The 18,731-nt window shown below is 66.9% G+C and carries 18 protein-coding genes; 6 read left to right on the top strand and 12 right to left on the bottom strand.

Annotated elements, in window-relative coordinates:
* Position 1: 1 nt before the first annotated feature.
* A complete protein-coding gene (locus HUV60_RS13880) occupies positions 2 to 709 on the bottom strand; it encodes a class I SAM-dependent DNA methyltransferase (RefSeq protein WP_257850953.1) in 708 nt (235 codons plus the stop codon).
* Between the two features lie 140 nt (positions 710 to 849).
* Complete coding sequence (locus HUV60_RS13875) at positions 850 to 1,053, bottom strand: cold-shock protein (protein WP_003992177.1); 204 nt, start codon at positions 1,051 to 1,053, stop codon at positions 850 to 852.
* Positions 1,054 to 1,353: 300 nt separating this feature from the next.
* Between HUV60_RS13875 and HUV60_RS13870 the strand changes: the two genes are divergently transcribed.
* From HUV60_RS13870 to HUV60_RS13860, 3 genes are all read left to right on the top strand, one after another.
* A complete protein-coding gene (locus tag HUV60_RS13870; RefSeq protein ID WP_257850965.1) occupies positions 1,354 to 2,202 on the top strand; it encodes a menaquinone biosynthetic enzyme MqnA/MqnD family protein in 849 nt (282 codons plus the stop codon).
* A gap of 173 nt (positions 2,203 to 2,375) precedes the next feature.
* Positions 2,376 to 3,299, top strand: a complete 924-nt coding sequence (locus HUV60_RS13865; RefSeq protein WP_257851736.1) for a hypothetical protein — start codon at positions 2,376 to 2,378, stop codon at positions 3,297 to 3,299.
* A gap of 91 nt (positions 3,300 to 3,390) precedes the next feature.
* Positions 3,391 to 3,702, top strand: coding sequence for a hypothetical protein (locus HUV60_RS13860; RefSeq protein ID WP_257851801.1), 312 nt, complete (start codon positions 3,391 to 3,393; stop codon positions 3,700 to 3,702).
* A 77-nt stretch (positions 3,703 to 3,779) separates the two neighbouring features.
* On the opposite strand, the gene HUV60_RS13855 is transcribed toward HUV60_RS13860, so the two are convergent.
* Both HUV60_RS13855 and HUV60_RS13850 read right to left on the bottom strand, forming a co-directional pair.
* The gene (locus HUV60_RS13855; RefSeq protein WP_257850966.1) at positions 3,780 to 8,408 is read right to left on the bottom strand and encodes an FtsK/SpoIIIE domain-containing protein; all 4,629 of its coding nucleotides are present in this window, start codon (positions 8,406 to 8,408) and stop codon (positions 3,780 to 3,782) included.
* Positions 8,409 to 8,491: 83 nt separating this feature from the next.
* Positions 8,492 to 9,385, bottom strand: a complete 894-nt coding sequence (locus HUV60_RS13850; RefSeq protein WP_257848832.1) for an IS982 family transposase — start codon at positions 9,383 to 9,385, stop codon at positions 8,492 to 8,494.
* 248 nt (positions 9,386 to 9,633) lie between these two features.
* Between HUV60_RS13850 and HUV60_RS13845 the strand changes: the two genes are divergently transcribed.
* Complete coding sequence (locus HUV60_RS13845) at positions 9,634 to 9,942, top strand: WXG100 family type VII secretion target (protein ID WP_042176546.1); 309 nt, start codon at positions 9,634 to 9,636, stop codon at positions 9,940 to 9,942.
* 189 nt (positions 9,943 to 10,131) lie between these two features.
* Here the strand turns inward: HUV60_RS13845 and HUV60_RS13840 are convergent, their stop codons facing one another.
* The 6 genes from HUV60_RS13840 to HUV60_RS13815 form a co-directional block, all read right to left on the bottom strand.
* A complete protein-coding gene (locus tag HUV60_RS13840) occupies positions 10,132 to 10,863 on the bottom strand; it encodes a hypothetical protein (protein WP_257850967.1) in 732 nt (243 codons plus the stop codon).
* 27 nt (positions 10,864 to 10,890) lie between these two features.
* Positions 10,891 to 11,808: a hypothetical protein gene (locus HUV60_RS13835; RefSeq protein WP_257850968.1), complete on the bottom strand. Its 918-nt coding sequence runs from the start codon at positions 11,806 to 11,808 to the stop codon at positions 10,891 to 10,893.
* A gap of 104 nt (positions 11,809 to 11,912) precedes the next feature.
* A complete protein-coding gene (locus HUV60_RS13830) occupies positions 11,913 to 13,133 on the bottom strand; it encodes an enoyl-CoA hydratase/isomerase family protein (protein ID WP_257850969.1) in 1,221 nt (406 codons plus the stop codon).
* Positions 13,134 to 13,135: 2 nt separating this feature from the next.
* Positions 13,136 to 13,444, bottom strand: a complete 309-nt coding sequence (locus tag HUV60_RS13825; protein ID WP_257850970.1) for a hypothetical protein — start codon at positions 13,442 to 13,444, stop codon at positions 13,136 to 13,138.
* A 56-nt stretch (positions 13,445 to 13,500) separates the two neighbouring features.
* Positions 13,501 to 14,544 carry a hypothetical protein gene (locus HUV60_RS13820; protein WP_257850971.1) on the bottom strand — a complete coding sequence of 348 codons (1,044 nt, stop codon included), beginning with the start codon at positions 14,542 to 14,544 and terminating at the stop codon, positions 13,501 to 13,503.
* Complete coding sequence (locus HUV60_RS13815; protein ID WP_257850973.1) at positions 14,532 to 15,206, bottom strand: hypothetical protein; 675 nt, start codon at positions 15,204 to 15,206, stop codon at positions 14,532 to 14,534. The genes HUV60_RS13820 and HUV60_RS13815 overlap by 13 nt, the downstream gene beginning before the upstream one ends.
* Before the next feature lie 201 nt (positions 15,207 to 15,407).
* On the opposite strand from HUV60_RS13815, the gene HUV60_RS13810 reads away from it, so the two are divergent.
* Both HUV60_RS13810 and HUV60_RS13805 read left to right on the top strand, forming a co-directional pair.
* Positions 15,408 to 15,791 carry a hypothetical protein gene (locus tag HUV60_RS13810; RefSeq protein ID WP_257850974.1) on the top strand — a complete coding sequence of 128 codons (384 nt, stop codon included), beginning with the start codon at positions 15,408 to 15,410 and terminating at the stop codon, positions 15,789 to 15,791.
* Positions 15,792 to 16,083: 292 nt separating this feature from the next.
* Positions 16,084 to 16,614 carry a DDE-type integrase/transposase/recombinase gene (locus HUV60_RS13805; RefSeq protein WP_257850975.1) on the top strand — a complete coding sequence of 177 codons (531 nt, stop codon included), beginning with the start codon at positions 16,084 to 16,086 and terminating at the stop codon, positions 16,612 to 16,614.
* A gap of 644 nt (positions 16,615 to 17,258) precedes the next feature.
* Here HUV60_RS13805 and HUV60_RS13800 read toward each other — a convergent pair.
* A complete protein-coding gene (locus HUV60_RS13800; RefSeq protein WP_257850977.1) occupies positions 17,259 to 17,594 on the bottom strand; it encodes a hypothetical protein in 336 nt (111 codons plus the stop codon).
* 29 nt (positions 17,595 to 17,623) lie between these two features.
* Positions 17,624 to 17,995 carry a hypothetical protein gene (locus HUV60_RS13795; RefSeq protein ID WP_257850978.1) on the bottom strand — a complete coding sequence of 124 codons (372 nt, stop codon included), beginning with the start codon at positions 17,993 to 17,995 and terminating at the stop codon, positions 17,624 to 17,626.
* Positions 17,996 to 18,731: the final 736 nt, after the last annotated feature.

Here is an 18,731-nt window from a genome sequence, read left to right as displayed (position 1 = left end):
ATCACTCGCCGACCTGCCCTTCGACAACGCGAACGTGGCCCGCACACGGTGGTCCTGAGCGGTCGGCGGGCGGTCTGCGGGCGATGAGGAACGCCTGGGGCGTCGACTCGCCCTGTTCCTCGTCCGCGGCCCGCTCGGATCGCAGCACGAGGGTGAACCCGGCCGTCTCCAGGGCCTCGGCCATCCGGTCCGGACGGCGCCGCTGGAAGTCCAGGGTGACCGGATGACCGAAGGGGCGCTCGAGGCGGAGGGCTTTCTCGCCGGCCTGGAAGGCGAGCAGCAGATGCCCCCCGGGCACCAGGAGCCGGCGGAATCCGGCGAACAGCGCCGGCAGGCCCTCCTGCGGGGTGTGGATGCTCGAGTACCACGAGACGACGCCGGCCAGCGTGCCGTCCGGGATGCCCGGCTCCCGCATCGAACCCTGCTCGAACCGCAGGCCGGGGTTCTCGCGGCGGGCGACCCTGAGCATCGATTCCGACAGGTCGAGGCCGAAGACGTCCAGCCCGCGGGAGGCCAGGTGGGCCGTCACCCACCCGGGACCACATCCGAGGTCGGCCACCTTGCCGCCGGTGCCGCTCGCCGTTCTGACGAGCCCGGCGAATCCGGTCAGCAGCGCCAGTTCCAAGGGCTGGGCGGCGAAAACGTCGCGGAAGCGGTCGGCGTAGTCCTCGGCGACGGCGTCGTAGAAGGCGCGGATGGCATCGGTCATGGACGGAGAGACTAACCGCCGCCACTGACAGGGCGTGCGCGGCAGCTCTGCTTCAGGGCGCCGGGAAAAGGCAGGAGCCCCTTTCGCCTGACGGCGCGGGGCTCCTTGGGTACTGCTAGTCGTTCCCGGATCGGAGAGGATCAGACCGGGGTGACATTCTCCGCCTGCGGGCCCTTGGGGCCCTGCGTGACGTCGAAGGACACCTGCTGGTTCTCTTCGAGAGAGCGGAAGCCGCTCGCATTGATCGCGGAGTAGTGGACGAAGACGTCGGGGCCTCCGCCTTCCTGGGCGATGAAACCAAAGCCCTTTTCGGCGTTGAACCACTTCACGGTTCCGGTAGCCATAAGCCCTCCTTGGGCCCAAAGGGTTGCCCTGCTCCAGAACCCAGCAAGTGTGAAGACCAATTCTGCACAATCGCATCCGTCTGAGAACGACGAGAGCCCGCGGTCACATGCTCCGCAGGCTCTGTACTGCAAGGGAAACCAAACTGCAACTTGCGGACGAGCCTAGCACGCGACCGCCCGCACGCAATAGAGGTCAAGATCACGTCACCCGAATGTTTGAATGTTCACTTCCGCTTCATGCGTCGAGGCGATACCGGGCCCGGGGAGTCCGCCCCGTGGCACGAGGTCTAGCCTCGCGATGTGGACAATCCTCGCACCCGGCCGCGCGTCGGACACATTCAGTTCCTGAACTGCATGCCCCTCTACTGGGGGCTTGCGAGAACGGGCACTCTCCTCGACTTCGAGCTGTCGAAGGACACCCCCGAGAAGCTCAGCGAGAAGCTCGTGCAGGGAGATCTCGACATCGGGCCGATCACCCTGGTCGAGTTCCTCAAGCATGCCGACCAGTTGGTCGCCTTCCCCGACATCGCCGTCGGCTGCGACGGCCCGGTGATGTCGTGCGTGATCGTCTCGCAGGTCCCGCTGGACCGCCTGGACGGCGCCCGCGTCGCCCTCGGGTCGACCTCGCGCACGTCCGTCCGCCTCGCCCAGCTCCTGCTGGCCGAGCGGTTCGGCGTACAGCCCGACTACTACAGGTGCCCGCCCGACCTCAGCCTGATGATGCGGGAGGCCGACGCGGCCGTCCTCATCGGCGACGCAGCCCTGCGCGCGACCATGATCGACGGGCCCCGCTTCGGGCTCGACGTATACGACCTGGGCGCGCTGTGGAAGGAGTGGACGGGGCTGCCGTTCGTCTTCGCCGTCTGGGCGGCGCGCCGTGACTACCTGGAGCGCGAGCCGGCCCTCACCCGGAAGGTGCACGAGGCCTTCCTCGCCTCCCGTGACCTCTCCCTGGAGGAGGTCGGCAAGGTCGCCGAGCAGGCGTCCCGCTGGGAGGCCTTCGACGAGAAGACGCTGGCCCAGTACTTCACCACCCTCGACTTCAGCTTCGGCCCGCCGCAGCTGGCGGCGGTCGAGGAGTTCGCGCGCCGGGTGGGGCCGACGACGGGCTTCGCGGCGGACGTGAAGGTCGACCTGCTGCAGCCGTGAGGACGTGGGGCCGACCACTACCCTGCTGAAAGGTTCCCGGGTACGGGTGCGACGGGGGAGAGTCGGACGGAGCGCAAGGAGCGCAAGGAGCGCAAGGAGCGCAAGGAGCGCAAGGAGCGCAAGGGGTGCGCGTCATCGACTTCGGCATCGCGCGAGCGGTGGACGGAAGCCGCATGACACAGACCGGGGTTGTGGTCGGTTCACCCGGTTACATGTCGCCGGAGCAGGCGACGGACAAGGACATCGGCACGGCGGCCGGCTTTTTCTCACGGGGAGCCGTACTCGTGTTCGCGGCGACCGGACGGGGTGCCTTCGGTGACGGTGCGGCCTCGCATGCTGCCCTCTTGTACCAGGTCGTCCACGGAGAGGCGGACCTCACCGGCGTACCGCAGTCCTTGCTCGGTCTGGTCCGTGCCTGCCTGATGAAGGACCCGGAGCAGCGACCGGTACCTTCGGAGATCGTGGCAGCCCTGGCCGAGCAGGGCATTGCCGCGGTCCTGTGGGGCTGGCTGCCCTCCGCGGTTGTGTCGACGATTGCGACCCACGCCGCGGGGATCCTGGACCTGGAGGCTCCCAAGGCAACCGGCGTCGCCCCCCCCCGGGACAGCCGGCGGCCTCCTCCGGTCCTCCGCCGACGATGCTGGACGGGGCACCGTCGCCCGGTACGCCGTCGGCCGGGTACGGCACGCAGCCCGGCGGTGTCCCGGCACCCGCGTACGGCGCGCCCCAAAGCGGTCACGGCCCCGGCGTGCCCCTCCCCGGCACGGTACGGGGCGGCCCGGACGGCGCGCAGACCGGCTCTGTCTCCTCCCGCCGTCGGATACCCGGCCTGGCCCTCGGCGGCGCTGTGGCCGTCGCGGCGGTCGGCGGCGGTGTCACCTGGGCGCTCACGTCAGGGGACGACGCCACCGACGCGGCAACGGACGGTCCGGACAAGGGCGGTTCGGCTGAACCCGCGGGCGAGGACTTCACCACCCCGTCGGCAGGTGCGGCACCTCAGCCGCTGTGGCACGAGTCGGCCGCGGCCGACAGCACCGGCACCGGCGTGCCGCTCCTCACGCACGACGGGCTGTTCCTGGTCAGCGGCGATCCGCTAGTCCCCTACGACGCGAGGAGAAGGGCACAACCCGCTGGTCCAAACCGGGCGTCTGCCGTCCGGGCGCCCAACTCCTCTTCCACGACGGCAAAGTGTTCCTGGCCGACGGTGACTACGACGGCGTTGTCTGGGCCGTGAACGCGAAGACCGGCCCGCGGACCTGGCTCTGCGAGGACCCGGGAGACGGCCATGTGCCGCAGACGTTCCTGAAGGCCGGCGCCACCCCGTACGGCGCCTCCGGCCCACTGGGCGGTGGCGCCTTCGCCCTGGACGCCGCATCGGGCAAGGCCCGCCGGGTCTACGACGACAACAGGGACCACGGAGAAACCCGGCAGGTCGGACTCCCCGGCAACCGACTGCTGTCGACCCACGGACCCGAGGTCCGCGCCCTGCCAGCCGTATGACACCAAGTGACGGCACGGACGGGCCCCGGATCCGGTGTTCGACGGACGGATCCGGGGCCCACGCGTCACATGCGACGTCACATCGCGGTCGTGACCGTCTGGTGATCCCCGCTGCCCAGGTGCAGCATCCCCTTGCCCGGTGAGATCTGACCACCGACCATGCTCCGCGTCGTACGGATACCGATCAGATCTCCGGCGGACGAGTCCTGCGGCGACAGCAGGACGCCGCGGCGCGCCTTCTTCGCGTCGACTTGCCAGCCGGAGAAACCGTCACAGATCTCCTCCTCGTCACCGGCGATGACGACGGCGAGCCCTTCCTCGCCGCCACGCTCCACGATCCGTCTGAAGACGTCCTCGGCGTCGCAGTCGTCCAGTACCTCGGCGTCGTCGACGAGGACGACGACCGGGTCCCCGGGCTTGGCGGACGAGATGGTCTCCTCCAATTCGTCCTCGTCGATGTCACGGCCGGTGAAGACCTTCAGCACGCCTTCCCGTCCCTCGAGTTCCCGCAGTGGTGACGGGCGAGGAGCGGCGACGACGAGACGGACGCCCTGGGCGAGATACGACCGGGCGAAGTTCATCAGCACCGTGCTGCGCCCGGACTTGGCGGGACCGCCGATCACGAACGCCGGGACGCCCTGGCCGAGGTCGGGGCCGAAGGCGGTGAGCTCGTCACCGCCCACACCCACCACGGCCCACAGCCGTGATCCGCTCGTGTGCGTGTCGCGCATGGCCCAGGCGTCAGCGAAGGAGATCCGGCTCGGCAGGACGTCGACCCGGAACGGACGGCGGGAACGGGGGACGTCGGCGTCGTGGGCGGTGGCGGCCTCGCCGATCGCGACCAGGGCCGCTGCCTGCCCCTGACCGGTGGTGTCCTCGGAGAGCAGTGCGAACTGTGTCTCCGTGGCGGTCTCGTTGCGGAAGGCACGTCCCGGCGGGATCTCCTCGGGCACCTTGCGGGAGTTGATGTCCAGCATGGAGAAGTCGCCGCGGTCCGCCAGGCGCAGACCGTACTTGTCCTCGGTGAGCGAGGAGATGCGTCCCGCCAGGACCTGCCGATCACCGGTGATCACGACGTGGAGACCGACGCTCGCGCCCTCACGCATCATGGTCATCAGCTGGTCGGTCAGGTCGCCGTGGTCGTAGTCGCCCAGGGTGGGCAGCCAGCCCTCCCAGCGGTCCAGCAGCAGCACGATGTGCGGCAGCCGCTCCTCCTCGGTGACAGCGGCACGCTGCTCCCCGATGTCGGCGAAGCCGCTTTCGGCGAACAGGTCCTGGCGGCGAGTGAGTTCTGTGCTCAGGCGGGTGAACAACCGTACGACACGCTCCAGCTGGTTACGGCCGACGACCGCGCCGCAGTGCGGCAGCCGGGTCAGCGCGTTGAGGGCGCCGTTGCCGCAGTCGATGCCGTACAGGTGGACATCGGCGCACGAGAGCGTACGGGCCAGGGAACCGGCGATGGTCCGCAGCAACTGCGAGCGGCCGGTGCGAGGGGCACCGCCGACCAGCAGGTGACCGAAGGTGGCGAAGTCCACGGCCACCGGGCGTCGGGCCTGCTCGCCGGGCAGGTCCTCCACGCCGTACGGGGCAGCGGGCAGTGCACCTCGGGGGCGCACCGCGGGAACATCGTCCAGCTGCAGGCTCTCCTCCAGGGCGGGCAGCCACGGGGAGTGCTGAGCCGGAATGCCGAGTACCTGGTGGGCGTCCCGTACGGCATCCACGAGGACCTTGAGGTCGGTGATCTCGTCGTCCTCGCGGGTTTCCGTCTTGGGTTTGCGCAACGCCTGCCGTCCCAGGTCCTCCCAGGTCAGCTCCCCCGCCCAGGGCGCCAGCGCCTGCGGATCCGCCGCGCCGGGACGCCGCCCTCCCACCCGTCCGGACTGGAACGGGATGAGGGAGGCGTGGCCAAGGCGTACGTACGCCCGGCCGGGCGTGCTCTTCGAAATGTGCCCGGCCTCCGGTGCGTCGATGACGTCCGAGGACTCGCCGGCGTCCGTCACACGCAGCGCGATACGGAGGTTCGTGTTGGCGCGGATCTCGGGGGAGACGACGCCGCTGGGCCGCTGCGTCGCGAGCAGCAGGTGAATACCGAGGGACCGCCCTCGCTGCGCGATGTTCACGAGTCCGGTCACGAAGTCGGGCAGGTCGCGCACCATCGACGCGAACTCGTCGATGACGATGAGGAGCCGAGGCACAGGCGCGTGCGAGGGGTCCCGTCGTACGAGGTCCTGGTAGTCCTCGATGTCCTTGGCGTCCGCGTCGGCCAGGATGTGTTCGCGCCGTTTCAGCTCTGCACCCAGCGACTCCAGGGCCCGCTCGACGAGGTGGGCGTCCAGGTCGGTGACCATGCCGACGGTGTGCGGCAGTTTCACACAGTCCTTGAACGCGGAGCCGCCCTTGTAGTCGACGAGCACGAAGGTCATGTTCTCCGGAGTGTTCGCCACCGCGAGCGCCGCCACGATGGTCTGGAGCAGCTCCGACTTACCCGAACCGGTGGTACCGGCGATCAGACCGTGTGGGCCGTCCTTGCGCATGTCGATGCCGAACGGACCGTCGTAGGACTCGCCGATCACGGCCATCGTCGACTGGCCGCCCATCCGCCAGCGGGCGGCGACCGCGTCGCTCGTCGGAGGCTCGAGCTGCAGGACGTCGAGCAGGCGGCTCGCGGCGGGCAGTGCGGAGTCCGCCGTCTCGCCGCTGATGTCGCGCACGGGAGACATCGACCGGGCCAGCCGCGCGCACCAGCCGGCGGAGACGAAATCGGGCCGGACGCCGGTCAGCCGACGGGCACCGCTCTGCTCCACCCGAAGCCGGAGTTCGAGGTCCTCGGGTGCGCTCTCCTGGGGCCGGGGGGCGGCCTGGTGCCAGGCGTGGAAGGAGGGAAACCCGCCGACGGCAGGTTGCGCTGCCTTGGCCTGGGCGGTGCCGGCGGTGTTCGCGGTGCCCTCGGTCCGTCGCGGCTCGGCGACGACGACGCCCTGGCACTCCCCGGGCAGGAAACGTTCCTCGGCGTCCAGACAGATCGCGTACATGGCGACGGCCGGCCCTTCGCGCAGCAGCCGGACCACACCGGGCAGCGAACGCAGCCGACGGGACCCGTCCCAGACGACCACGATGTCGGGGTCGGAGAACGCCGGGCCGTCACGGCGGTCGCCCTCCTTCAACGCCTTCTGCCGCGCGTCGAGCAGCTGAGTCAGCTCACCGACCCGGGAACCCACTGTCTCGGAGTCCGTACCGATCAGGACGTTGATGTCCTGCTCACCCGACGGACGCGCGTGCGGGAGCCAGCGCGTCCAGTCCCAGCGGGTGCGCGCCCCCTGCTCGGTCAGTACGTAGAACTGCACGTCCATGGGGCTGTGCAGCACCGCGGTCTGCGCCACGGCCCAGCGCCCGAGAGCCTGTGCGGACTCGCCGGGACCGGCGATGCCGATGACCCCGAGATCCTTGAGCGGCAGCGCCACCGGCGCGTCCTCTATCTGCCAGGTGACCTCGCGCTTGTGGTCGTCCTGCTCCGGGTCGTCGAGGACGACTTCGGAGCGGACCCGGCCGGTTCCCACGCGCAGCAACAGATGGTCGGCGTCGGTACGCCGCCGCTCCCACAACCGGGTGCGGGGGCCGGTGCCGAAGGACAACACGGCGGCCGGATCGGGAACGGCCTGGCGCCGGTCCGACCGTTCGGTGACCAGAGCGTCCTCGGCGTCCTTCTCGATCCGCTTCTTGGTCTCCTTGTACTCCTTCATCCGCTTGGCGTGCGACTTCCGGCCGTGCTTCTTGTCCACGAAGTAGTTGCCGAAGAGCATGATCGGGCTCAGCAGGGCCATGATCATGTAGTACCAGCGTCCGAAGATCATGACCGCGACCACGGCACCGACCAGTGGGAAGAGCGCCATCAGCCAGGGCAGCGGCCGCACTTCGAAGTCGCCGGGCGGCGACGGCAAACGGAACCGGGTCTGACGCTCGGCGGGCCGCAGCCGAGGGGGACGGTTGTAGTCGAGACCTGTGCCGTCCTCGGACCACTTCAGGGCAGCATCCGGCGGGAGATACGTGATGAGGTCGAACAGACTGTTGCCGATCGCCAGTTGAGACCCCAGAGGCCAGTCGTCGCCTTCGAAGGGCTCACCGTCGCGCCGAGCGGTGGATGCGTCGTCCCCGCCGCCCTCCTTGTCGCCCCCGCGCTCCTTGCCGGACGCGTTTTCCTTACCGGATGCCCTACCGCTCTCCGCGTGCACGGTGACCTTGCAGGCGCCGTCCATGGCGATCGACAACGTCGCTGCACGCGCCTCCAGTTCGGGATCGTCGATGCGCAGGTGTGCGGCCGGGCCGCTGCCGATGTCGTACCGGCCTACGCCCAGCCGGTGCACCGAGCCCGCCGCGGGACCGCCGGCGACGCGGAACTCCACCACTCCGGTCGGCTCCCCGAAGACGCAGCCGGCCGGATCCTGCAGACTGACGACGGCGCCTTCGCGCAGCGGCGACTCGACCACGGTGGCGGCCGGATCCAGCGGGTAACCGTCGACGAAAGCCTGTAGCGGTCCACCGGTTCCCCGGTGGCTCCCGATGGGGATGACCTGCGCGCTGCCACCCGGTCCGACGTGCTGCGCCAACTCCCGTGTGATGTCACCCACCGACGACTCCGGGTCCGCGTCGAGCACCACGTCGGCGGTCGCTCCAGCAGCCGGGTCGACGACGGTCAGGCTCAGGCGCACGTGCGTCCTCCTCGTTGGCCCGAGGCCTCCCCCGGAGCGCTGAACACGGTGGGAGCGACCCTAGACGAGTAAGTCGTATGTCTTCAGTGGTCGTAGGCGATCAACGATCGAGTGATCGGTGCGCCGGTCAGGTTGTTCAGCCAGATCGCGGCGGCCATGGCCAGAATGCGCTGGGCGACGCGGACCGCGACGCCCGCGCAGCTGCGCCCTCCGTGGCCCTCCAGGTCGAGCTGGCCTTTGAGGGTGTCGTTGACCGACTCGATCAGCTGGCGGACCTTCTTCAGCATCGGCTCGCCGTACCGGGCCTTCTCGCGCTTGCGGGAGGGCCGCAGCAAGGTGATGCCGTGGTCGGCCAGCAACTGCTCGAAAGCTCGGCCGGCGAAGCCCTTGTCGGAGATGAGCAGGATGCCGTCGTGCTCGGCGACGACGCCTGCTTCGACCTCCAGCATCGCGGCCAGCACCTCGCGTTCGCCGATCTTGGGGTCCGCCAGGGCCCACAGGATCGGCATCCCGGCCGGGGTGCACACGAGGTACAGCCGCAGCCCCCAGAAGAACCGCGAGTGGCTGGCGCAGTAGCCGTATCCGGCCCATCCGGCCAGGTCGGAGCGTTTCACGGTGGGCCGCGACATGCCGCACGGCACCGGGGTGGAGTCCACGATCCAGCAGTCGTCCAGCCAGAAGTCGGACGCCTTCGCGAGCATCCGGACGACCCGCTTGACCAGGCCGAGCGCCGCGCGCAGGCGTTTGTTGTAGCCGGACTGCTGGGGCAGGTACGGAAACATCCCGGCCAGGTGCTTGCGGGCGTAGCGCAGCCAGTGGGCTTCGGAGGTGAATCCGAGCATCGCCTGGGCGACCGCGGCGCACACCAGCTCGGAGTCGGTCAGCAACGGCGGCCTGCCCAGCCAACGCGGCCCTCCCAACTCGTCGTCGATCTTCACGTACAGTGCGGTGATGAGGGTCTCGAGGTCGTTCGTCACACATCGACCAACGGGACCCTCACCCTTTGCGCTCAACGAGACTTCGGACTTACTCGTCTAGTTGGCCAGGCACCCCGTGTGACAACGGGATGTGCACCAGTTCACGCTCTGCTCGCACAACATCCTGGGATCCCAACAGCCACACCCGTAAGATCTTTGCTCACGCGGATGGTCGGCGCCGAGTGGCCGACGATCCCGACGAGCGCCGGGGGAAGGCCCCGCGGCGAACGAAAACGGGAGGGAGCGTCGTGGCCGGCAAGGGCAAAGACGCAGATATCACTTATGCCGAGATGGACAAGGAAGCCGGCAAGCTTCTGAAGGACATGAACCGGCTGCACGGCGAGCTCGACACCATCGACGACCGGATCAAGGCGCTCGTGGAGAACGGCTACACCACTCAGAAGGGCTCGTCCGCCTTCGAGGAGTCCTTCAAGGACTTCACCAAGGGTGCGAAGAAGGCCATGGAGGGACTGGAGGGCATGTCCGAGTTCCTGAAGAAGGCCAAACAGGCCTACGAGGACCTGGACGAGCAGCTGGCGAAGAGCGCGAAGGGCTGAGCCGCCGCCCCATCGATGCCCTGGCGCCCCGGTCGGCGCGGTTCAGCCGCTGCCGACCGGGGCGCCAGGGATGTTTGCTCCGGCGCCTGCCGTGTCAGGAAGGCGCCGCATGAGTGATTACCATGCCCTGGAACATGGAAGGGAAAAGTAACCCCGGTCCTGGTTCGTTCAATGTGTGGGCCTGGTGAGCTACTCGGCTGGGGCGACAAAGGAAACCGTCTGGAGAAGGGCCGACAGCAGGCGGTAGATCTCAGTCCAGTGGTCCAGAGAAGCTGTGCAGAGAGTGAAGACAGCCGTGTACGGGCCCGTCGGGAAGGGGACGTGGACCTGGATCTTCCCGGTGAGAAGTGTCGTCTTCTCACCGCTCGCCGTCAGCTCCGGGGCGAGCGTGTACTCGCGCATGGTCACGCAGGACACCGCAGGTCCGCATGGCAGATCCAGCCAGACGGCGTCGTTGTGCGGATCGTCGGCGAGCGTAGCGAGGATTCCCTGGGCCACGACATCAGTGTCAGCCTCGTCATGGTCAGTGGCGACGATGCCTACGGTGAAGGAGCACTGGGCCACGCCTTCGGTGGGCTCGTACCGGATCGTGTTGCTCTCAGGGATGTCGGCTTCCCCCGCTGTGGAGAACAGACCCATAGCGGCGTAGGAGACCCCGGTTTCTCCCATGGACTCGGCTATCGCTGTGTAGTAGAGAGCGGCTGGCTCCCAGATGGTCTCGTCTCCACGTGAGTACAGCTCTTGTACGAACGAGCGGGCACGTTCGGCGCGTTCCTCGGCGGTGGTGGCGACGGGAAGGGCGAAAAATCCCTCGGGGGCGAGGAACCACAGAGGTGGGAGGTCTCCCTGAATGGCACTGACATACAGAGGGTTCATGGACTCGGCGGCGGGTGTCATGGCGTGAAGGCCCGTTTCGATCAAAAGCAGTGATTGTACCGGAGCGGAGTGTCAGGTCAAGAAGTCTTGTGGGTGGTACTCCGAGAGTCTGAGTTCGGTGCCGTGCGCGTCCATGACCGTGTTCAGGCCTGAGTGGCCGAAGAAGGCGTGTACTGTGCTCGGTGCCAAGATCTCGACTCGAAGGCAGCCGCATGTATTTCGCTTCACGAGCGGCGGCTGCGCATCCGGGGCCTGGGATGCGGCGAACGATTCAGCCGTGTTCCGCTGAGCCAGGGTGAGCGTTTCCAATGGGATGAAATCCAGCGGCTCGATCAGGTACCGAGTGAGTCTTTCCCGGTTCGCACTGCTCACTCTGCACCATGAGCCGTCCGTGAAGACGATTTTCGCGTCGTGCCCGACTTTGAAATTCCGCAGTTCGACGTTCGCGATGAGGTATCGAGGGACCTCCCAGAGGAGCTCGTCCCTGATGAGCCTGTCGTCTTCTTTGATGTAAGGGAAGCCCACGACTACGATCCGCTGGTCAGTGACGATCGCATGTGTGCGGTAGTGCTTAGCGGGGGAGCGCGCGGGATCCAGTTGCCAGGGCAGGGCGCGCGCAACGGTGCCTGGGTCGGCCCACATGACCGGGAAGTCGTTGACCTCATCCGCCTGGTCGTCCGAGGTGTCCGTACCCACATTTGAGGACGGGGTGCCGCTGATATTTCCACCGTGCGAGGAGAGGAAGCCGATGATCACGGCGCCTGCCGCCATCACTGTGCCCTTGACGGTGTTCCGGGCGGTCGTGCCACCCCTGGAGTGGGCCGTGTAGACAGGCCCGGGAGGCCAACCGGTCAGCTCGTGCTGAATATCGCGGCGTTCGGTGTCGCGAAACCACCGCATTCCCTTGACCCGCGTTGCCTCACCTGTGGCGAACGTGATGGGAGCGCGGGCGAGGAGAATCTCATCCGGTTTGGGCTGCCATACGTTCATTTTAGTATGAACCTTCCTCCGCTGTGGCCTCGATGCCGGTGTATTCGTGTTCTGCGGTGTCAAACCGAGTCAGGTACTTACTCATCTGGGGCCGAAACGCCGGACTAGTCATCTGCCGCCACATGACCGTAGACCTTGGGCGCGACCTTAAGGCCGGCATCCAGAGCCATACCACCAATTCCCAACGGATTGATGTTCGCCCCGACGAGATTGGCCCCCTTAGTCCCGATCAACTGCCCTTGGTGGTAGCCGGCAACTGCGAGGCCACCCATACGTGACATCAGGCCGCTACTCGAGTGTGTGACCTGGTAGACGTCCTCGGACATGCCGCCGATCTTCACCAGTCCGGCCTTGCCGAGCCCGCCTGCAATGTCTGCGGATTCCTTCCCGGAGGACAGCAGTACCCGTGAACTGCCGATCTTGGTGGCTTCGAATCCCTTGCCGAGCCTGCCAGCCGTCGTTGCGGCCTGAGCTGCACCGATCACCTTGACGCCCTTGCTGAACATCCCGATACCCGGCAGTAGCCCCACCGCGTCCAAGCCCAGCTGTGCCCAGCTCACATCGGCTCCAGCCGCCTTGGCCACTCCGTGAGCTGCCAGGGAGAGTCCCGCTCCGATGAGGGCGGCTGTCCCAAAAATTGCTGCGAGTGGCGGGAAAGGGAGAGTGACGATGGCCAGCATTCCCAGCACAGCGGTGACGTCGCTGAGAACGTCACCGATTACCTTGATCAGATCAGCGTGTTCCTTAAGCCACTCGCCGGTGGCATCCCAGGCGTCAGTGATGCCTTGGCCCAGCTTGCCCCAGAAGCCTGGTTCGCTGGGAGCGATGTCGGCAGCCTTGTCGAGCTCCTTACCGATCTCCCGGGCGGCTTCCTTGTACCTCTTTTCGAGGTCGTACACCTTCTGGGTGACCTCGTTTACAGCGCTGGAGGCTTCCCCGAGTGACTTGCTGCCTTTTCCGTTGGCCTCGTTCTCAGCTTTGGCCTTGGCGTCGAGCTTTTCACCGGCTGTCTTCTCCAGCCGGTTCGCCTCGTCCTGAAATTCCTTCAGGTCGTTGGCCCATCGGTGCAAGGCCCGGGAGGCTTTGTTGAAGGATTCATGGCCTTTTCGGATGAGGGGAGTTACGTCCTCGCCGATGTACTCGGTGAAGGCGATCGCGGTCTTGCCCTTCCAAGCTCCGCACTCGATACGTTCGAGTTGTTTCACCGCTGTACCCAGCTCGCTGGCCAGACTTCCGAGTTTCTTGGCCAGTTCTCGGGTGTCCTCGACGTCTCCCGGGGTGGGGTCCCAGCCTATGTGGGGGAATGCAGGGCGGGTTCCGGCCACCTCTACTTTCCCTTCTTCTGAGCTTTGGCCGCCTTGAGTGACTCGGCCAGATCGAGGTCGAGCTTGTCAAATGTCTCACCGATGGTTTTGATCATTTTCACGGCACCGTGTGTGTGCTTGCCGAGATTTTTGATTCCATGGCCCCAGTCGTCGGCGAAGTCCTGTACATCCTCGATGAGTTTACTCTCACCGACGGCCGAGGCATCGGTGCTTCGAAGGGTGCGGCGAGTGGTCTCCATGCGGTCACTGATGGAGGAAAAGGTTTTCTTCAGCTGCACGAAGACGGTGTCTTCTAGGCGTAGATCACTCATGCCTGATTTCTGTTCCTGTGGGTAATTTTCGGTTTACGTCGTAGCAGTCGGTGCGCTCATCGGTTTACTGCTTGGATTTCCTGGACGATGACGTCCTGGTCGTTGCCGAAGGTGCCGTCGGGCAGATCGCCGCCCACGCTGCCTGTGCCGGTCCAGGTGATCTCCCATGTGACAGTGGCCTGGAGGGTGAAGGTCCCGTCCCCGGAGGAGCGTAGGTACGTGACCCCGCAGGGCGGCGTCCGGTCGGCCTTGCCCTTGGCGTAGGGCTCGCCGATGGAACCGTCATTGCCGATGTCGCATTCGCCGGACGCGGGGTGGGTTGTGGCGTCAGCGCTTCCGGGCTGCAGTTTCAACGCGATCGGTCGGGCCGTGGTGGTGGCTTGGATGTTCAGACCGGGTGCGTTGAGTGAAGCCGTGACGGATACCGGCTTGAACTCACCGTTGTCCAGCCAGGCCCACGTGGGGAGGTTGACCTTGGTCGCGCCGTCGGGAGCGAGCGTCACCTCGGTGCCAGGGACCTTGATTTGCTCGTAGGCCAGACCGGCAAGGATTTCAGGTGTGATGGCGTTCTCTACGTCCGGCGTCTCGCCGTTCTCGGCCCAGAAGGGAAGCGTAGAGTTGCAGGCGGTTCGCTCGAGAATAGGGGAGTTCGGGTTCTCGACCGGTCCCCACCACATTCCCTCGCCCTCAATGTCAAGGTTGTAATTCTTGTACTTGCCGTCTTTGTAGATCTGGCGGAACTCGTGCGTTCCCTTCCTCGCGTGAGGAGCCTGGTTGGGGTCGCTGGAGATCTCCTTGTAGCTCGCCTCGGTCTCCTTGGCGAACTCCTCTGCTGTCCACTTGGGCGCCAGCCAGCATGCCGGGGGTGCCCAGGCGCCACCCGAGACCGCCACGGATCCTGCGGCGGGACCAGACCCATTCTCCGACGTGTTGTATGAGATCGCCGTGGCCTTGGCATAGAGGTCGTCGTCCTTGAGGCCGGCATCGGTGTCCGTTCCCTTGCCGACGGGACCGCCGGCGAAGGCCGTGGGGATGAACATCAGGAACAGGGCGGCTGCACTGCCAACAGCGAACAGGGCTCGGCGGTCTATGCCTTGCACTGTGTGGCCTCCGTCTGGACCTCGATGGACTCGGCGCTCCATAAGCCCGGTGTGTCCTTGGACGTCGTCATGACGATTTCGAAGAAGTAGTAGTCCTTGTCGCTCGGCTCCGTCTTCAGGACCTTCTTGGTCTTGACCTCCTTACCGTAGAACTTCGAGTCGTCGTCGCAAAAGGAAACCGAGGCGCGGCTGCCGTCGCCCGCCGTGTCAACCTTGGCCTGGGTGTAACGCTGGACGCCGGTGACGGTCCACCCTCCGTCGACGTACTGCTGAATCTGCTTCTTTGCATACGCCTGAGCGCTGCTACCAGGCGTGGAGTAGAACTTGTACGCAGCGTCCTCGGCATCCTGCTGGATGATGCCGTGGTTGATGGAGCGCACGAAGTTCTCGGCGTCGCTGAGGGCTGCGGTCTGCTTGGCGTCGGACGGCTTGACGCGGTCGAACTCCATCATGAAGTCCGACGGAAAAACCATTTCCGGACGCTGGACGCCCGAGGCGTCCTCGGACACGGTGGGCGTCGCTGACGGCTCCGTGTCATTGGTGTCGACTCCGGCGATCTGGTCGTTCTTTGCGGATTCGTCTTCCCCGCTGCCGCATGCCGCCAGCAGTAGGACTGCCGTCGAGGCAAGGATGGCGGCAACGGGACGGAAGTGGCGCTTCACAGTGGCCCCCGTGAGACAGAAGTGCGTGTGGAACACTGACAGTATCGGTGGGGTTACCGGTTTCGCCACTGCGAACTACCCCGTGGAACACGACAACTCCGGCTGTAGCGGCCCCTGTCGGTTCTCCCTGACAGCGTTAGGAGAGACGCCTTGGTGCGATCAGTTAGCCTGGGTGCACGAGTGAGCAGGAGAACCACACGTATGACCAGCAGCAGTGGTCCCGGTGCCGATCGGGCTTCGAAGCCGAAGCGTCGGACCTTCACCGCCGAGTACAAGCTGCGGATCGTCGCCGAGTGCGACGCCGCCCCGGTCGGCGAGAAGGGCGCCGTTCTGTGCCGCGAGCGCCTGTATCACTCACACGTGATCGAGTGGCGTACGGCCCGTGACACAGGTGCGCTCGCGCGGCTGTCCGATCACCGCACCAGCCCTGTCCGCCCCAGGAAGCACCCGGCCGAGGCCGAGAACGCCAAGCTGCGGCGGGCGAACGAGCGGCTGCGTGCGGAGGTGGACCAGAGGAACGCGGCTCTGGAGGTGCCGGGAAAAACACACGCGCTCTTGCAGTCACTGTCCAGGAGCGCGGACTGAGCCAGGTCCTGGACGGCCACCTGCACGCGGCGGTCGAGGAGTTGAGGCTGCTGGTGGGCATCGTGGATGCCTGCCGGATCACCGGGAGTTCCCGGGCGACCCACCACCGGCGGCTGCACCCCAGGCCGCCGGCACCCAGGCGACCGCGTCCGGACCCGGTCACCGCCCTGTAGGCCGCCGAGCGGGCCGCCGTGCTGGCGCTGATGAACAGCTGCGAGTACGCCGAACTGCCGCCGCCCAGATCTACGCCCGCGAACTGGACGAGGGCCGCTACCACTGCTCCGAGCGCACGATGTACCGGATCCTCAAGGAGGCCGGGCAGGACGGCGAGCGGCGCCGGATCGCCACCCACGGCGCCAGGACCGTGCCCGAACCCGTCGCCGACGCCCCTTCGCAGGTGTTCACCTGGGACATCACGAAGCTGGCCGGTGAGGACGAGGGCATCTGGTACCACGCCTACGTCATCATCGACATCTACAGCCGCTACATCGTCGGCCACACCGTGGAACGGGCCGAAGCGGCCGACCGGGCCGAGGAGCTGATCCGCGAGACCATCGAGCGCAACGGCATCGTGCCCGAGACCGTGCACGCCGACCGGGGCACCTCCATGACCTCCAAGAAGGTCTCACAGCTGCTGATCGACCTCGGAGTCACCCGCAGCCACTCACGCCCCAAGGTGAGCAACGACAACCCCTACAGCGAAAGCCACTTCAAGACCACCAAGTACCAGCCCGACTTCCCGCAGAGGTTCGACCCGCTGACACACGCCCGGGACTGGATGGACGGCTTCATCAGCTACTACAACCACGTCCACCGGCACTGAGGGATCGGCTACCACACCCCGGCCAGCGTGCACTTCGGCACCGCGGAGCTGGTGCGCGAGCAACGAGCCGCCACCCTCACAGCGGCCTACGAAAAACATCCGGAGCGGTTCAACCGCCGCCCCGTCCCACCATCCATCCCCCGCCAGGCATGGATCAACCACCCCGCCAAGCGACATCAAAAAGAACAAAAGATCTCATAGAGCCACATTCGTTTCATTTGACTTGACAGACACCGGTGCGCCTGCCACCCGACTCCCTGGCCGGGAGACGGGGAAGGCAGACCCTGCATGGTTCCCATGTTCACTTCGTTCCGGTCCTCACGGGAGGGACCCGGCTATACCCCGGCGGTCTCCGTCGCGCCCGCAGACACACGCAACGGCCTGTCCGCCACCACTGGTTGCCGCAGCCGACGGGAGCCTGCTTATCGAAACAGCCCGGCTCGCACCGCAGTCCCGCCCCATATCCGCCAGGTTCGAGAACGGTTCTGGCTAACGAGGCGTCAAGCACCGGCTCCTTTCGTATCCCTTCGCGAGTCACTGGCCGGACCCGCGCGGTCTGGCCGTACCCGCACGTCCCGACGGTGTCAGGGCCGCTTGCCACTGCCACACCCACGCTTCCTGCGGCGTGACGGCTGCCCTCTGCTTCACCTGGCTGCTGCGACAGCCGGGCGCCAGGGGTCTCTCACCCCCGTCCGGTAGCGAAACGCCTCACGGCGCACCTCGATCATCCAGTGCCCGCGGGCCCAGGCGGCGATCTCGGCGGCGTCGGCCTGGTGGGCGGCGAGGTCGGTGACCGCGTGGACGGTTTCGGTGGACCACTTCTTCGTGCCGAGCCGATGACGCCTGCGGTGGATGCGTACGACCTGTTTGGTGTGCGGGAACAGCAGGTTGTCCACGTTGGCGACCTTGACCTCGCGTACTTCCTCACGGCCATGGGAACGGTCTTGGACGGGTATCTCACGCCAGGGCAGCTTCGCCAACTGGCGGGCGAGGATGGGCTGGTTGTGCTTTACGGAGAGCAGGTAGTGCGCTTTGCGCCGTCCACGAGGTAGCGGACATGGGAAGTCCGGGCGTGCAGGGCATCGACGGTGACGACCGCGTCGGTGAGGTCGGTATCGGCGATCTGGTCCAGCAGCGGGGCGAACTGGGGGATTTCGTTGGCCTTCGCGCCGATCTCACGCAGGGCCGCGGTCAGCGCGTCGTCGTGGCGTACCGCGCTGAGCACGAACACTTTCGATCCGTCGGCGCGTACCGCACCGCGCAGGCATTTACCGTCGACGGCGATCGCACGTCTGCGGATGGTGGGGTGGCCTGGACGGACGCGTCGGGCGGTGCGGTGGGCGCGGCGCTGTTCACGCTCGTGGGTGCCGTCCGGGTTCACCGGCGCAATGGGGGGGCGGTAGCCAGAGCAGTCAGGTGGGCGAAGCCGGCCGCGGTCAGCGCCGCGGGATCGACCCTGGCAAATGCGTCACGCAGGGTGCGTTCACCCGGGGCGCGGTAGCGCCCGGCGAAGGGATCGTACGGGCAGCCGAGCCGGGCCAGAACCTCCTGCTCGCACCGCCGTGCCTATTCCGCTATGGAGACAAGGGAGTTGTGCCCGGCACAGGTCGTCGCGCAGACGCCGACGGCGAGCAAGGTGGTCAGCTGAAAACGTCGGCCCCGACGGTCGCGGGGGTCGGGCACGCGGGCCGGGGCATCCAGGAGTCCGGGCGGCACGACCGCCGCCGGGTCGACGGGCGGGGGCGTCGTGACGGGCGCAGCAGCGGTGAGAGAAGATGAGGCGGCAGGCACGGCAACCTTGCAGATCGTGAAACGTGAGCGAGTCGTGCGGGGTTCATGGATGGTCGGCGGGCTCGGCGCTTCGCCGGCGCACAGGGGTTGAGCTGCGCCTTGGCGCAGTTCCCAACGGGGTTGTCCAAGAGTGAAATTGTAGATCAGTGACGGTGTGTCATGCGGTGTCCGTGACGTTGGGTGTGCCTTGAGGGGCTGATGTGTGACTGGTACGGTGCGATGGCTTGACACTCACCTCGACGCTGGCTGTTTGCCCAGGTCGGCCCGGTAGGTCCGACCGCGTCCCGCGCCCCGCGTCCCGTGTGTCCGTGCGCGAGCGGGCGTGG

This window comes from Streptomyces sp. KMM 9044, assembly GCF_024701375.2.
Taxonomy (GTDB): domain Bacteria; phylum Actinomycetota; class Actinomycetes; order Streptomycetales; family Streptomycetaceae; genus Streptomyces.
Note: the sequence above shows the minus strand (reverse complement) of the source record. Positions and strands in the feature narration are given on the sequence as shown.

Bases quoted from the DNA above. Each gene is read 5' to 3' on its own strand.
- HUV60_RS13835 (WP_257850968.1), bottom strand. From the start codon at position 11,808: ATGAACGTATGGCAGCCCAAACCGGATGAGATTCTCCTCGCCCGCGCT.
- HUV60_RS13880 (WP_257850953.1), bottom strand. From the start codon at position 709: ATGACCGATGCCATCCGCGCCTTCTACGACGCCGTCGCCGAGGACTAC.
- HUV60_RS13875 (WP_003992177.1), bottom strand. From the start codon at position 1,053: ATGGCTACCGGAACCGTGAAGTGGTTCAACGCCGAAAAGGGCTTTGGT.
- HUV60_RS13865 (WP_257851736.1), top strand. From the start codon at position 2,376: ATGACACAGACCGGGGTTGTGGTCGGTTCACCCGGTTACATGTCGCCG.
- HUV60_RS13805 (WP_257850975.1), top strand. From the start codon at position 16,084: ATGTACCGGATCCTCAAGGAGGCCGGGCAGGACGGCGAGCGGCGCCGG.
- HUV60_RS13810 (WP_257850974.1), top strand. From the start codon at position 15,408: ATGACCAGCAGCAGTGGTCCCGGTGCCGATCGGGCTTCGAAGCCGAAG.
- HUV60_RS13825 (WP_257850970.1), bottom strand. From the start codon at position 13,444: ATGAGTGATCTACGCCTAGAAGACACCGTCTTCGTGCAGCTGAAGAAA.